Consider the following 13649-nt stretch of genomic DNA (forward strand, 5'->3'; position numbering starts at 1 on the left):
TAATGATCCGTGCCGGCCTTCCGGAATTAACTGCTTTTGTAGCCATCGCAGAACAACGTAGCTTCAGCGGCGCTGCCAGGATGTTAGGTGTTTCGGCCTCGGCACTGAGCCATTCAATGCGCGGGCTTGAATCGCGCCTTGAACTTCGCTTGTTCAATCGGACAACCCGCTCAGTCGCCTTGACCGAGGCGGGGGAGCAACTTTTCTTGCGAGTGCAGCCACTGTTGGGCGAACTTGAGTGTGCGGTCAACGACGTCACGTCAGAGCGCAATACCCCTTCAGGCCTGATACGACTGAGTGCATCCGAATCGTCATTCAAACTTTTGATCCGCCACGTCATGCCCCAATTTCTCCAGGACAATCCGCAGATCCATATCGAGTGTGTGGCTGAAAGCCGCTTGGTCGATATCGTCGCCGATGGGTTCGATGCGGGCATTCGGCTGTTTGACGATGTTCCGCGCGACATGATCGCGGTGCGCTTCGGCCCCGATGTGCGATTTGCTGCAGTGGCTTCGCCCGAGTACCTGAGTCGGCATCCGGCGCCCATGGCACCACACGACCTCAAGGCTCATCGATGCATCCGGTTTCGCTTTGCTAGCGGCACGCTGTTTCGTTGGGATCTCGATCATCTGGGCAGATCAGCCAGCATCGATGTCGACGGGCCCATGACCATGGATAACATCAACCTGATGATAGAGTCTGCTTTGGCGGGCATTGGTATAGCGTGGGTACCTGAGCATCAGGCCGAGGAACATTTGCAGGCCGGGCGCCTAGTCCATCTGCTGCCTGACTGGGGCCCCTACTATTCCGGCGCATGTCTCTATTACCCAGCTAATCGGCACCCGCCTATGGCCTTGCGGATGTTCGCGGAAGCGGTGCGCGAGTGGGCACGCCAGCAAGAATGAAACCACTCCTGCTGGCCTTTGTCGCTACTGGTCATCGCCATACAAGTATTGAGCGGTAACGCCGCCGTCCATAAGAATGTCGCTGCCGGTGATGAACGTCCCTTCAGGGCCCATAAGCAGAGCAGCGACCGCACCCACTTCATCGGGCGTACCGCCGCGCTTGGCTGCGGACGATTCGATCATGCGGCGGTACCCATCCCCACGCGGGCCATTGAGTTCATCCCGGGCCAAAGGAGTGAAAATAATGCCCGGGCTGATCGTGTTAACACGCGCCCCACGCTTTCCCCATCGAACGGCTTGCGCAGCCACACGCAGAGAGTTGCCACGTTTGGATATCTGATAGGCGTTCAGGGGATCGGTTACTAGCTCGGGCTGTAGCATCGGTAAAGCAAGAAGATCTTCAGTCGGGGTTAACGCCAAGGCTTTGTTCTGTTCGGCGGTGAGCGCCGGCAAGCGGTGACCTGACTGCGAGGCGATGACGATTGCCGAACCACCTTTTGCGATTACATCTCCAAACAGCTCCAGCACTAAAGCGGTGCCATACAGGTCGACCAGGAGAATGGTGGCAGGTGCAGCCTGAGATGGAGAAATACCTGCTGCGTGGATGACTCCGGTAATGTCACCAATGCTTGCAGCAAGTGCGACGAGTGCCTGGACAGACTCGCGGGACGAGATATCAACCTTGGACGTGGTGACTTCAAAACCTGCATCGCTCAAAACTTTCGCGGCTGCATCAGCGGTTTCTTGCCGCAGATCGGCAAGCAATACATGTTTGCCAGCGCTCACGCGCCGAGCGATGGCTTGGCCAATTGAACCAGCACCGATTACCACAGTTACATCTGTCATTTTCATTTTCCTACAATGGTGTGATTCCACTCTACGGTGAGAGGCGCTTGATGATTAGTCCTTCAAAAACGCGCGGCCTTGTGAGATCAATTCAGTAATTCGTCGAGAAAATTACAGTGACCGAGTATTGAAAATATGAATGGGTGAGTAACCCTCATAAGGCTGTGTAGTAGGCCCCTAATTGTTGAATCATGTATCAAGGCCTAGGAATAACAATAGCTGATTGAGCGTCGACTGAAGCTGACCTACCAGACCCGAGAAGAATCCGAAAATGAGTGTCAGCGACTCAACCTCAAGAAGGTCAATAGCGTCCTTTCTGAACGAGAATCCATGCCGGTTCTTTCGGCATTCATAAATTCAAAACAGTTACCCTGCGCTTGGCCCTCGAGTGACCAGCAGATCAGCGGGGGCTTAGCGGTGCGGAGCTGCATACCGCTATCTCACATGGATGCTCGGTGTTCAGTCGATGCAAACAGACTCTACTTCAGCTCTGATCTTGAACCCGCTTGCTGAGCCGCCTTCGACAAGTGCCGGTGATTCAGAGCTTGTTCGAGTAGCTGAAACACTGACGAAACATTTCGGCCATATGATTCGCGTCACCGAAACCTAGGAGGGATGGAGATGAATCGGCCATCAAGAAGCATGCGCAAACTGCTCGATGCCGTTGCCACCAACAATGAGGCAGCGGCGATTGATGTGATGCGTGCTGCTGAACAGCTTCAAGATGAGGTGTTGCGCCAACGATTGCTCAACTTGATTCATCGGCTCAACCAGGATGCTAATGACTTGCGAATGGCGCGGGGCGATATCCAGGGTGGAGCCATCAAGCTCGCGTGACCCGCGTCCACCACTTAAGCTCGGTCGCCTATCGTCGAGTCCTGGCTGATCAAGTGAGTTTGGTTTGAGTACAAAAGGCTCCTGCGAGGGCCCTTCGGCTATAGCTGCTAATGGGGAAAGGCAGCTATCGACTCAAACGGACTTCACCCGATGCCCACTCTTGGTGAAATCCGAAGCGCATGACAGTTGATTCCGCCTGTGAGGAGTTATCAGTCGATTGACCTCAGTCGCTTACCCGTGCATTGAGCGTAATGACGGGGCCGAAAGTGAGCAGTGGACGTAGTTCATCCATAACGCTGGCGACATGTTGGTTGCCAGCGTGGTCTTCGACAGCCTGCTGGTTTGTCCAGCCATCGATAATGTAAAACGTATTGGGTGCCTCTAAACTCTGATAGAGGTCGTAATACAGGCAACCGGGTTCCGCTCTTGCCGGTTCGACAAATTGCAGGATCAACGTTTTGACTCGCTCGGTGTTGCAATCATCGCAGCGAAGCTCGCAGATGATGTGCCGCTCTTCGGATTTGGTGCTTTGCATGTTCTTACCCTGGATGTATTGAAATCTTCGCTCGCGCGAAATGACTGATTCACGGCCGATCATTCGATGTACAGTGCCAGATTTGCCAAGCGGTTTACTCGGAGCGCTGTTCGAATATTCCTTTGGCGATGGCTGCCGCCGACATTGCGTTCGGCCAGCCGGCATAGAAGGCTAGATGCGTAATGATTTCAGCGGCCTGAATTTGGGTCAGGCCGTTATCCATGGCTTTGTTCACATGGAAAGGGATTTGAGCGGCTTGCCCCACTGCAACCAGGGCGGCGACCGTGACCAGACTGCGGTCACGGGGTGTCAGTGCCGGGCGCAGCCACAGGTCATGGAACAGTACCGAAGTTGTATAGCCTGCGAGCGCGTCGAATGCAGGCCCGATCATCTGTTCTACCGCTGCCACGCGCATCTGTTCAAAGCCTTCGTCGACTGGGAGCATGTTGTCCTGTACATCCGCCAACGCGGTTGGTGCGATATCGCGCGCCTCAAATACGTCTTTGGCGATGGATGCCGCCAATGTGGCATTGCCCCAGCCTGAATAGAATGCCAAATGAGTGATGACTTCACTCAGTTCGGTGGGCGTAACACCATTGTTCAACGCCAAATCGAATTGGCGAGCCATTTCGGCTGGCTGATGCCGCGCAATCAAGGCGGCAACGGTCACGATGCTGCGATCCCGGGGCAGCAATTGCGGACGCTGCCATATCTCTTCCAGAAGCACGTCCTGGGTGTAGCGCGCAAATGCCGGTACGGCGAAGTTCGCTTCGTCTGACTTCATAGTGATTGATCGCTCGTGCAGGTGAATAGTGGGAAACGAGCGCGTGACGGTGCCCCTGAATAAACACCGTCAGGCGCTGAAGAACGCTTAACGGTTGATGGTTTTCATCATCTGCGAGTTGTAACGCTCACCTTGTACCGGCACCTTGGCCAGAACCTCACCGAGTTCACGAAGGTCTTCTGCGGTCAATTGCACGGTTGCCCCGCCTACGTTCTCTTCAAGGCGATGCAGCTTGGTTGTACCGGGGATAGGCGCAATCCACGGCTTTTGTGCCAGCAGCCAGGCCAGTGCAATCTGGGCTGGGGTTGCTTGCTTGCGTTGGGCGATTTCGCCGATCAGGGCAACGAGATGGTGGTTGGCCTCGCGGGCACCGTCAGCAAATCGAGGCAGATTATTCCGTACATCACCGCTAGAGAAGGTCGTACCGGCATCTATTTTCCCGGTCAGGAAACCTTTGCCCAACGGGCTGAAGGGAATGAAACCAATCCCGAGCGCTTCGAGAGTCGGAATGATTTCCAGTTCAGGCTCACGGGTGAACATCGAATACTCACTTTGAAGTGCCGACAGCGGCTGCACTGCATGGGCGCGACGGATAGCGTCTACGCCAGCTTCACACATGCCAAAGTATTTGACCTTGCCTTCGGTGATGAGGTCGCGCACGGCCCCGGCAACATCTTCCATAGGGACATTGGGATCGACGCGATGCTGGTAAAACAGGTCAATGCAGTCGGTCTTCAGGCGCTTGAGTGATTCTTCCGCCACCTGACGGATGCGCTCAGGTCGACTGTCCAGCCCTGCGGCGGGATTGCCGTCCTTAAAACCGAATTTTGTCGCGATGACGATCTGCTCGCGAAATGGTTGAACGGCTTCGCCCACCATTTCTTCGTTGACTTGCCCATAGGCTTCTGCCGAATCGAAGAGGGTGACACCACGCTCAAAGGCCGCCCTGATGAGTTTGATTGCGTCCGCTTTGTCAGTGGCGGGGCCATAGCCAAATGTCAGGCCCATGCAGCCCAGACCAATGGCTGAAACTTCGAGGCCGTTGCTGCCGATATTGCGCTTTTGCATCATCCATCTCCTTTGAGGGTATTGGAAACCAACCCACAAACTGTTTGGTTATTGGGGATGCAGCTACTTTAAAAAGATCTGATCCATTCAAGAAGTGGCATACTGCGATAACCGGTATGAGACAAATTCATCATGGCACAGAGCGATTTCAACAGCCTTGCGGTGTTCATCACCGTTGCGCGCGAGCGCAGTTTCACCAGGGCCGCGGCCCATCTAGGTGTGTCCCAGTCCGCTATCAGCCATAGCATCCGCAGTCTTGAAGAACGTCTTGGTATCCGCTTGCTGACTCGCACCACACGCGGCGCGTCGCCGACTGAAGCCGGCGAGCGATTGCTTGTCAGCCTTGTGCCTTACTACGAGGGAATAGAAGCCGAAATTGCCGCGTTAGGAGAGCTGCGCGACAAGCCGGCCGGAACTATCCGGATAACCTCGCACGACCATGCGGCATCTACCATTCTCTGGCCGAAACTCTCCAGGTTGCTGCCGGAATATCCCGATCTGACTCTGGAGATCAACATTGGCTACGGGTTGATCGATATCGTCGCTGAACGCTACGACGCGGGGGTGCGGATAGGCGATCAGGTGGCAAAGGACATGATCGCAGTCAGGATTTCCCCTGACTTTCGCATGGCTGTGGTGGGAGCGCCGAGTTACTTTGCTCATCGTGCAAAACCACAAGTTCCCCAGGATCTGACAACTCATAACTGCGCGAACCTGCGTTTGCCCACTCATGGTGGTTTGTATGCCTGGGAGTTTTCAAAGGCCGGTAAGGCGCTGCATGTCCAGGTGTCTGGGCAGATGATCTTTAACACCTCACCCCAGACAATGGCCGCCGCTCTGGAAGGATACGGGCTGGCATATGCGCCGGAGGATCTTGTCCAGGCATATGTCGAGGATGGCCGGTTGATCCGTGTTCTTGAAGACTGGTCGCCGACTTTTCCCGGATATCACCTTTACTACCCGAGCCGGAGGCAGTCCTTACCAGCCTTCGCGCTTGTAGCTAACGCTCTTCGCTATCGGGGGTAGGGGAGTGTGCGGATTGATTCCGTGGTAAACCCTCGAGGCACTGAAAGGCGATGCTGGCCTCTAGAAAGAAATCGAATTTGAATCGAAGCTGCGCGCTTTGCTCGCCGAGTACGGCTATAGCCTGCTGAATGTGATCAACTTGCTTGACCCTAAGGCTGGTCGTCGCGCACCAGCTACCGAGGCAAAATCCGGTACGAGAAAGCTACGTCAGGTAAAGGTCTACAAAAACCCGGAATCTGGCGAAGTTGTGGAAACCAAAGGCGGCAATCACAAAACCTTGAAAGAATGGAAAGCGGAATACGGCTCCGATACTGTCGAGTCCTGGCTGAGTATCAAGCGCGACGCCATTCATCATTTGGTAGAAGACATTTTTATCCTTGGGGTCAGCTACGCTAAAGACCTGAGAGCTCATTCACCTTCAATAATTACAACTTGGACGTAGGAGAATGGACATGGAAAACTTGGTGATTCGCATCGTATTACCGTTAGTGACCTTTATTGTGGCCTTCATTTTGGCCTGGGTGATCGCCAGTTGGCGTGCCCAGCGCTACAACCAACAGCTACAGACTGATCTGGAAGTGACAAGGGCCGATCTGACGCGAGTTCAGGCAGAGTTGTCGGAACATCAGGCCACACTTGGCAGCCTGTCTGGAGAGAAAGCAGCACTGGATATTGCTTACGGACGGTTGGAAACGGAACGGGATAGCAGCAAGACACGGATCGACCGTCTTGAGGGTGATATGGTCGCCCAGCAAGCTGAGATAGATCGCTTACGACAATCCGAACAAGCGGCCAGAGAGACGAGCTCGAAAGCACAAGAAGCGGCCGACAAGCTGAAAGACCAGATAGCCAGTAACAGTATCGCCTTCAAAGAACGTCTCGAAGAGAAAGATCAGCGCATCTCAGGGTTGGATCAAAAGCAGATCACCGCAGAACTGCAACAAGCCAACACGGCGAAGCTGCTGTCCGAAAGTCGTGAGGCACTGAAACAAGCCCAGACCCAGCTGGAGGAGAAACTGGTCGCTCAAGAGCGTTTTGAACGTGATTGGACTGCCCAGAAAGCCGAACTCGAAAGCCTGCGTAAGACAGAAAAACAGGCCCGTGAGGTTGGGGCCACGGCACAGGAAGCGGTGAATAAGTTGAAAGAGCAACTTGTCATCAACGGTACGACCTCCAAGGAGCGTATCGAAGAGAAAGATCAGCGCATCGCGCAGTTGGATGAAAAGCTGGCAACCGCCGATGCAGCGCAAAAGCACACGGCTGCTCAACTGGCTGAGATTCGCGAAACGCTAAAGAAGGCGCAGACACAACTGGAGGAGAAGCAAGAGGCGCTAACCAGCTACAAGGCGTGGTGGGAGCAGTCCAAGGGCGAATTGAAGACTACGCAAGACAAATATGCGGCGCTGGACAACGCCCATGGCCAGCTCAAGACCTCGTTGGATGAAAAGCAGCAACACTTTGACGCGCAGTTGAAGCTGTTGCAGGAGAATCGCGAGGAGTTAACCAAAGAGTTCGAACGCCTCGCCAACGAGGTTCTGGAGCGCAAAGGCAAAGCGTTTAAAGAGTTGAATCAGGAGAGCATCACCAACCTGCTCAATCCCCTCCATACTGAAATGAAAGGCTTTAAGGCGAAGGTGGAGGATATTCACGCTAAAGATTCGGAGCAGCGCATCGAGCTTAGAACCGAGCTGAAAAACCTGCAAACACTCAACAAGGAGATCACCGATCAGGCCGACAAGCTGACTACCGCCCTGCAAGGCCAAAAGAAGGTACAGGGCAACTGGGGTGAGCTAATGCTGGAGAACGTACTGGACAACTCGGGCCTGCGACTTGATATCGACTACAAACGGGAAGTTAGCTTTACCACTGAAGAGGGCCGACAACGTCCCGATGCGATCGTCTACCTGCCACAAAAACAGCATCTGATCATCGATGCCAAGACGTCGTTAATGTCCTACACCCAGTATGTAAACGCCGATAACGACTTGGAACGCGGTCAAGCGTTGGCGGCCCATACCAAGGCGGTGAGTGACCGGGTCAATGAGTTGGCCGATCGAGATTATTTCAAGCTGCCTGGCCTGAACTCACCCGAGGTGGTGATAATGTTTATTCCGATCGAATCCGCTTATGTCGAAGCCCTTAAGTACGACGAAACCCTGTTCCAGCGGGCTATCGAGCGTAACGTGCTGGTTGCCACGCCCACCACCCTGTTGACCAGTCTTAATATCGTCCGCCAGCTTTGGCGGTTCGAAGATCAGAACAAACACACCGCCGAGCTGGCCAACCGAGCTGAGAAGTTTTACAACAAACTCAATGGCTTCCTTACCAGCATGCAGGGGGTAGGCAACCAGTTGAACAGAGCTCGTGAAAGTTACGACAAGGCCTTCGGTCAGTTGTACATCGGAAAAGGGAACCTGATTAAACAAGCCGCCGAGTTTAAAGACCTGGGTGTGTCTGTCCAGAAAGAGCTGCCAGCCGATCTGGTCGAACGTGCAAACTTAGAGCTAAGCAGTGCTGTCGATGAACTCGTAGAGGTTGAAGCTGCGGTATTGATAACCTCATCTGACTCCGTCCGGCCTAATGGTTCACACCAATAGGAGGTGATAGACACGCGAATGATTCAGCTTGAAGATTCGATGGTGGCCGTCTCCAAGGCAAGCTGGTTTTCATTGGTCTTGCATTGCAGGCAAGGGAACACTCCTCAGAGTGTGGATAAAGGACGGTAGCTAGTCGAGGTTACGCGTAGTGGCTAAGAGGCTTATTCTACCTCTGGTGGCTGACGTCATTTAGGTACCAATATTTCCATAGGGTGCCGTCCGATTATTCAATCAGCGGGCCCTGATCACCTCCGCCGCTCTCCCGCTCCAATCTGGAAGGGTCGCAATACAATTGCCAACGGAAGGACTCTGCTCAATGTTCTTGGGAAGTCGCGAACAAATTTTGTCGGCAATCAAAACTCTCATTCAGGCCCCCGATGCCGATTACGGCGTGGCGGTCGCTTTCTGGGGTAATGGCTCAGAGGCTCTGATACCCCACCAAGGAACCGGCAGACTGATTTGCAATCTGACTCACCCTGGAACCAACCCTTATGCTGTAGAACGCATCATGGCGCAGCCTGGCATCCGCATGAGGCAATCTAGCCGACTGCATGCCAAGGTAGTTGTTTCCAATGCGGGTGCTATCGTGGGGTCAGCCAACTTCTCTGACGCTGCTCTCGGGTTCGAGGGGCAGGCATTGGGCTGGAATGAAGCCGGGGTGTTGCTCGACCCTGAGTGCGATGAGTTCAAGCAAGCCTTGGACTGGTTCGAGAGCACTTGGGAAAAAGCGGTCGAGGTAGCAGAGACTGATTTGGCAGCTGCCAAGGAAAACTGGAAAGCAAGAGGCCTGCCTGAGGCGCCCGAACCTCTTCCTAATGTGAGGAAACCGGAAGCCACTGCAGTTCCCGAGCCGAGCAGCCGAGCGCCTGAGCTATACGAGGAAGACATTTTTGAGAAGAAGCCTTTTTTGCGCACCTCCCCTAACCAGATGAGGATGGTCTCCGACACCCTCCAAGGCTTGTTCGATGAGTCCGTGCTTGGGATTGAGCGTGGATCCAGAGACACGAAACCAAAGGACAAGGAGCGATATGCTTCAGCTCATGCGGCCCACATCCTATGGACAGCGAGTGGACAGATCGCTCCTACAAATATCACAGGAATCCCATTTTTCAGAAATTCTGAGGAAGTCGCTGCGCGATCCAGGGAGATGGATACCTTCGACCTCGTGCTCTCATTCATTGAGAGGCTCGCGCATGACCCCACGCTTCCAGTAAAACCATCGATCAGGTACTGGGCCAAGATTGCTCAGAAACAGATAAGGCCACAGTAGAGGCGGGTAGGCACCACGTTGGCCAACGTTAGAGCGTGGAAAAATGGGCGTTGGGTAGATTCGAAAAGCAATGTGCATGACGGAGGCTTAGGTAGTGAAAACCTCGGATATTCGGCTCATTCCAGAGCGTTCTTTCATTCTGACCACCAGTCCTTTTCTGTGCGCATCATTCCGTAGCCGTTGAACCAACTCTCGATGGCGACGGTGAGCGAAGTGACTGATGAGGCATCTGGGTGAAGAGGATCAAGCTGGTTCGCTTGGGCTGATGCCCAGGCCGCCCATAGTGCAGTTTGTTGCTGGCTGTGCTCTGAGGTAGTAGCACTGGCATTGCAGGTTGCCTGGATGAATGCTCTCAATCGCTGAGCTTGCTCCCAACGCTTTGTATTCTCCACGAGTTTGTGACGTAGGCGCCTATGAGTTTCTTCGCGCTTGGCGCGCTCAAGTCGTATCGCTTCTTCAGCCATTCGCTCACGACGAGCCTCTTCATTTTTCAAACGCAGAACTTTCACCGACTCGGCTATCGCCTCGAAGCCGTCGAGAATGCTCGTCAGTTTCTCCTCAATTTTTCCGGTCTTGGTGTCCGTCCAGTTCTTCCGCTTTCCGTATTCGGTGCGTGCGTCAATCTGCAGGCTTAATTCACCAGTGGAAGACCATTCAAACTGAGGCGCGCGCAGCAACGAGAAATCAGGCTCCCATTGAGCAGGACGCCGTCGTGGCGCTGGTAGTGGAGGCGGGATAATTTGCTTACTCAAGCGCTCAGCAAGTTTGATTACCAAGGGCTCGCCGTCGACCTCGACCAACGTTTTGTCGTCCGATGTGACCTTCCATGTGTAGCCGAGTACCTCGCTCTCTTTGATTAGGGTGTCGAAAATCAGTGCACAGCGATCAATGAGTCCGGAGGAGATTCTCGCGTCGAGCACATGTTTGCCTGTGGTCACGAGATGGCCTTCATGAGGCTTGGCCGCTTTAACGCATTTCAACCACTTGATCACCAGTGGGTGAGGCGATAAGAGGGTGTGAGGTACTTCGATGATTGAACGGATTGCTTTCGTTTTTATAGATGCCGCGTTTTGTAATGGAAGCGTGCTTCGATCCAATACTCTGAAGCTGATGGACTGTCCGCCGAGGGGAGGTTTAGGTTTGCCTAGGCGTTTTGAAACTGGTTTTGCCCAATGCCCTCGTGAGGGCAGAGCTATGCCAGCTTTCCGACAGGCCTTGGACAGCGCGACGTCTGATATGCCGATTTCTTGGGCCAGCTTCAGGACAGGTGTTTCCCAAGCCTTGTCGAACAGCTCGCTGGGAGTGAAGTTTACGATCTTGTACATATAGGTACCCGGCGCTTGGCGTTCCGATACCAGCGTAGATTCCCTCTCTCCAATCTCAAGTCAAATCTTGCGAGTGATACCGGGGCGTAACGTCCAGCTATCCATCTGGTTTCTTCGTAGGGGGATCATTCCGGTGCCATTAACAGCGTCAAGTTGATGAACTCTTCATTTGCTCTGATCGTGTCCAGCGCACCGCGCACGTTGCCTCCAACCTCACCCGTGTTGAGCGGGAGGGTGTATAGGCCTAGTAGTCACAGATCGAGATCGGGTGAGCCAATTAGGCCCCACATAAGCACAGCTCCTGGCGACCGCCACCCATCCACCAGGAATCCAACGCTGCCCGCTGCGCTATACCAATCCCCCAGGGGGTGGTTCCACGTCCCCGCGAGAGGAGGGCAGGTTAGTTCCCTGAGATCGCCGATGCCACAGCTACGGGTGCCGCGCTGCCGCCTACAGGCTTTGGCCACACGAGTAGCGCGGCTTTAAGCAGGGCTTTAGAACGGTTCGCGATGGCATCGTCATCCCATGCTACAAGCGCTGTCTGCTGAAAATAGGTATTCAATAATAGAGCGCTTTGACCCAGTCGAGACCGTTTACCCAGAACCTGTTCACTGCCTGCACCCTGGGTGTCGGCAAAGGGGCCGTTGCTGATCGAGCTGTTCAGCGGCTGAGTAAGCAACGTCAGGTTCCCAAAACCATGAACTGCCGTCTCTCTGAACTGACGCTGTGTCTCGGTCATGTCTGTTATCTGGTATGCAGGCAGCTTTTCCCAGCTTTGAGGCATCACATGCTCGACGGTCAAATCAGACTGGGCTGGCACATGATTGCTCCCTTGCTGAGAGCCACGAGCGGCATACTCCAGCGCCCGCAGAACACCGCACGCTTTAACGGGGCGAAGCTCCTTGTAAACCGGACGATGACACCACTTGTCACTAAAAATGCTGTCATCCGGCCAAACCTCGCTGAGTGCCGTCGCTGCTTGAAGCACTTTGCGTAAAGCTATGTGTGGGGCTTCGGGTGCGCCCAACACAGCTTGCAATACACGCATGAAAAAGCGGTTGTAGCCCTTGGTGGTCAAACCGCAGACAGCGCGTCGTGTCAGATAGGAGGCCAAGTCGCCGAGAGCCTGTTTCAGCTCCACGCTGTCGCTTGCCAACCGCTCACGCAGTGCAAGGTAAACCGGTGTAACCGTACCCACGTCAAGTGATTTAACCAAGCGCGCAAACTCAGCCAAGTGTCCGGTACCCTCGGGAGATACCAGCTCCTGGAAGTGCCGGCTAGATGCAACAAGCTGCGCCAGCTCCATTTCAAGATCGCGTAGCTGCTTTAGCCACCATGCTTTGAATGACTGAAACACATGACTAGCTAGGGTAATTTCGTGGCTGCGCAGGATCGTGTAGTTGTAGAAGAACAAATCAATGCGCGGATAGGTCAAGCGCCCTTGGCGTTCCTTTTCCCGCCAGTAGGCATTTGCCGAAACGCCCTGGCCGGTGGTCGCAACAAGATCAAATGGGCTCCAGTACCGTTCATATAGCTGCGGCACAGCTTGTCCCTGGCGAGCGGCTTCAAGGAACACGAAATTGCGTACAAGGTCAGACGCCAGCAGTGGTTCTCCACGCGCATTAAGCGTTTCGAAGATGACTTGAGGGTCGTCCTCGGCGTCCAAGGTCAGGGTCATGATCTGCACGTGGTCGGCCAATGCCATGTAAAGCGCCTGAGCTCGCTTCGACTCTAGCGGCATATGGGCTTGCAACGGCGACACGTCGTTATTGCGGCGGATGTCCGCGATCAGCGTATCCCCGAACGTGGGGTCGACTGTAGGATTGACAACATCAGTGAGGTCAACACCCCGCATATAGGCAAGGCAGGCGTGGTAGAGGTACAGGTAAGTCTGCACCATCAGGGGGCGCTCAATCCGAGTGCGTACATCGCGTGCCGGATAAGTCGTGTACACGTCCTGAGCGTAAGTGGCGGTATCGCTCAGGCGGCGCATCTCGTCCTGCCCCGCCTGGGTTGGCCAAACTTTGTAATGATCTTCTGCACGCTGGTAAGGGCCGGGGTTTCGCACCAAGCCATCGAGCATTTGCGGTATGGGGCTGTCTATCAGCTCACGCGCTGCCTGGCGGAAGGCGAGTAGTAGGAGATGTAAGGTCGTCGAACGCTGTTGGCCATCAATCACCTCGAAAGCTGGCGCCCTGCCGAAACTGTTGGGCACAGGAGTCATCACAATTGAACCTAGGAAGTGCTTCTGTAACGGCTTCAATGCCGCCGTGGTGCCCGTTGATGCTAGCGACTGTTGCTCCAGCACGGCATCTGCACGGTCTTGGATGTCAGTCCACAGCGGGCCAACCTGCTTTTCCAGCGTCCAGACGTAACCCCGCTGAAAAATGGGAATCTGGTACTGATGAGGGGTACTGAACAGGCCGGTGACCGTAGTTTTACTGGGTTGCATCCTG

Annotated in this window: 11 protein-coding genes and 1 pseudogene; 6 read left to right on the forward strand and 6 right to left on the reverse strand. The window is 54.5% G+C overall.

Annotation, left to right across the window (positions count from 1 at the left end; genetic code table 11):
• Nucleotides 1-2: 2 nt before the first annotated feature.
• The gene (locus tag AC1RPZ_RS00930; RefSeq protein ID WP_493133884.1) at nucleotides 3-905 is read left to right on the forward strand and encodes a LysR family transcriptional regulator; all 903 of its coding nucleotides are present in this window, start codon (nucleotides 3-5) and stop codon (nucleotides 903-905) included.
• A 24-nt stretch (nucleotides 906-929) separates the two neighbouring features.
• On the opposite strand, the gene AC1RPZ_RS00935 is transcribed toward AC1RPZ_RS00930, so the two are convergent.
• A complete protein-coding gene (locus AC1RPZ_RS00935; RefSeq protein ID WP_493133886.1) occupies nucleotides 930-1751 on the reverse strand; it encodes an SDR family oxidoreductase in 822 nt (273 codons plus the stop codon).
• A gap of 621 nt (nucleotides 1752-2372) precedes the next feature.
• Here AC1RPZ_RS00935 and AC1RPZ_RS00940 point away from each other — a divergent pair.
• A complete protein-coding gene (locus AC1RPZ_RS00940; protein WP_493134773.1) occupies nucleotides 2373-2588 on the forward strand; it encodes a hypothetical protein in 216 nt (71 codons plus the stop codon).
• A 223-nt stretch (nucleotides 2589-2811) separates the two neighbouring features.
• Here the strand turns inward: AC1RPZ_RS00940 and AC1RPZ_RS00945 are convergent, their stop codons facing one another.
• The 3 genes from AC1RPZ_RS00945 to AC1RPZ_RS00955 form a co-directional block, all read right to left on the reverse strand.
• Nucleotides 2812-3123 carry a putative quinol monooxygenase gene (locus tag AC1RPZ_RS00945; protein ID WP_008001722.1) on the reverse strand — a complete coding sequence of 104 codons (312 nt, stop codon included), beginning with the start codon at nucleotides 3121-3123 and terminating at the stop codon, nucleotides 2812-2814.
• 94 nt (nucleotides 3124-3217) lie between these two features.
• On the reverse strand, nucleotides 3218-3907 hold the full coding sequence (locus AC1RPZ_RS00950) for a carboxymuconolactone decarboxylase family protein (protein WP_493133888.1): 690 nt from the start codon (nucleotides 3905-3907) through the stop codon (nucleotides 3218-3220).
• A gap of 87 nt (nucleotides 3908-3994) precedes the next feature.
• Nucleotides 3995-4975, reverse strand: a complete 981-nt coding sequence (locus AC1RPZ_RS00955; RefSeq protein ID WP_493134775.1) for an aldo/keto reductase — start codon at nucleotides 4973-4975, stop codon at nucleotides 3995-3997.
• A 132-nt stretch (nucleotides 4976-5107) separates the two neighbouring features.
• Between AC1RPZ_RS00955 and AC1RPZ_RS00960 the strand changes: the two genes are divergently transcribed.
• From AC1RPZ_RS00960 to AC1RPZ_RS00975, 4 genes and pseudogenes are all read left to right on the forward strand, one after another.
• Nucleotides 5108-6001, forward strand: coding sequence for a LysR family transcriptional regulator (locus tag AC1RPZ_RS00960; RefSeq protein WP_493133890.1), 894 nt, complete (start codon nucleotides 5108-5110; stop codon nucleotides 5999-6001).
• A gap of 31 nt (nucleotides 6002-6032) precedes the next feature.
• Nucleotides 6033-6332: pseudogene (locus tag AC1RPZ_RS00965) on the forward strand (histone-like nucleoid-structuring protein, MvaT/MvaU family); the annotation flags it as partial.
• 121 nt (nucleotides 6333-6453) lie between these two features.
• Nucleotides 6454-8598 carry a DNA recombination protein RmuC gene (locus tag AC1RPZ_RS00970; RefSeq protein WP_493133892.1) on the forward strand — a complete coding sequence of 715 codons (2145 nt, stop codon included), beginning with the start codon at nucleotides 6454-6456 and terminating at the stop codon, nucleotides 8596-8598.
• A 316-nt stretch (nucleotides 8599-8914) separates the two neighbouring features.
• Complete coding sequence (locus tag AC1RPZ_RS00975; RefSeq protein WP_493133894.1) at nucleotides 8915-9868, forward strand: hypothetical protein; 954 nt, start codon at nucleotides 8915-8917, stop codon at nucleotides 9866-9868.
• A gap of 134 nt (nucleotides 9869-10002) precedes the next feature.
• Here AC1RPZ_RS00975 and AC1RPZ_RS00980 read toward each other — a convergent pair whose 3' ends face one another.
• Nucleotides 10003-11193, reverse strand: a complete 1191-nt coding sequence (locus AC1RPZ_RS00980; RefSeq protein WP_493133896.1) for a hypothetical protein — start codon at nucleotides 11191-11193, stop codon at nucleotides 10003-10005.
• A gap of 400 nt (nucleotides 11194-11593) precedes the next feature.
• On the reverse strand, nucleotides 11594-13645 hold the full coding sequence (locus AC1RPZ_RS00985) for a DUF262 domain-containing protein (RefSeq protein WP_493133898.1): 2052 nt from the start codon (nucleotides 13643-13645) through the stop codon (nucleotides 11594-11596).
• Nucleotides 13646-13649: the final 4 nt, after the last annotated feature.

This window comes from Pseudomonas sp. GW822-FHT02D10 (assembly GCF_058802345.1).

Bases quoted from the DNA above. Each gene is read 5' to 3' on its own strand.
- AC1RPZ_RS00930 (WP_493133884.1), top strand. From the start codon at position 3: ATGATCCGTGCCGGCCTTCCGGAATTAACTGCTTTTGTAGCCATCGCA.
- AC1RPZ_RS00935 (WP_493133886.1), bottom strand. From the start codon at position 1,751: ATGACAGATGTAACTGTGGTAATCGGTGCTGGTTCAATTGGCCAAGCC.
- AC1RPZ_RS00940 (WP_493134773.1), top strand. From the start codon at position 2,373: ATGAATCGGCCATCAAGAAGCATGCGCAAACTGCTCGATGCCGTTGCC.
- AC1RPZ_RS00945 (WP_008001722.1), bottom strand. From the start codon at position 3,123: ATGCAAAGCACCAAATCCGAAGAGCGGCACATCATCTGCGAGCTTCGC.
- AC1RPZ_RS00950 (WP_493133888.1), bottom strand. From the start codon at position 3,907: ATGAAGTCAGACGAAGCGAACTTCGCCGTACCGGCATTTGCGCGCTAC.
- AC1RPZ_RS00955 (WP_493134775.1), bottom strand. From the start codon at position 4,975: ATGCAAAAGCGCAATATCGGCAGCAACGGCCTCGAAGTTTCAGCCATT.
- AC1RPZ_RS00960 (WP_493133890.1), top strand. From the start codon at position 5,108: ATGGCACAGAGCGATTTCAACAGCCTTGCGGTGTTCATCACCGTTGCG.
- AC1RPZ_RS00970 (WP_493133892.1), top strand. From the start codon at position 6,454: ATGGAAAACTTGGTGATTCGCATCGTATTACCGTTAGTGACCTTTATT.
- AC1RPZ_RS00975 (WP_493133894.1), top strand. From the start codon at position 8,915: ATGTTCTTGGGAAGTCGCGAACAAATTTTGTCGGCAATCAAAACTCTC.
- AC1RPZ_RS00980 (WP_493133896.1), bottom strand. From the start codon at position 11,193: ATGTACAAGATCGTAAACTTCACTCCCAGCGAGCTGTTCGACAAGGCT.
- AC1RPZ_RS00985 (WP_493133898.1), bottom strand. From the start codon at position 13,645: ATGCAACCCAGTAAAACTACGGTCACCGGCCTGTTCAGTACCCCTCAT.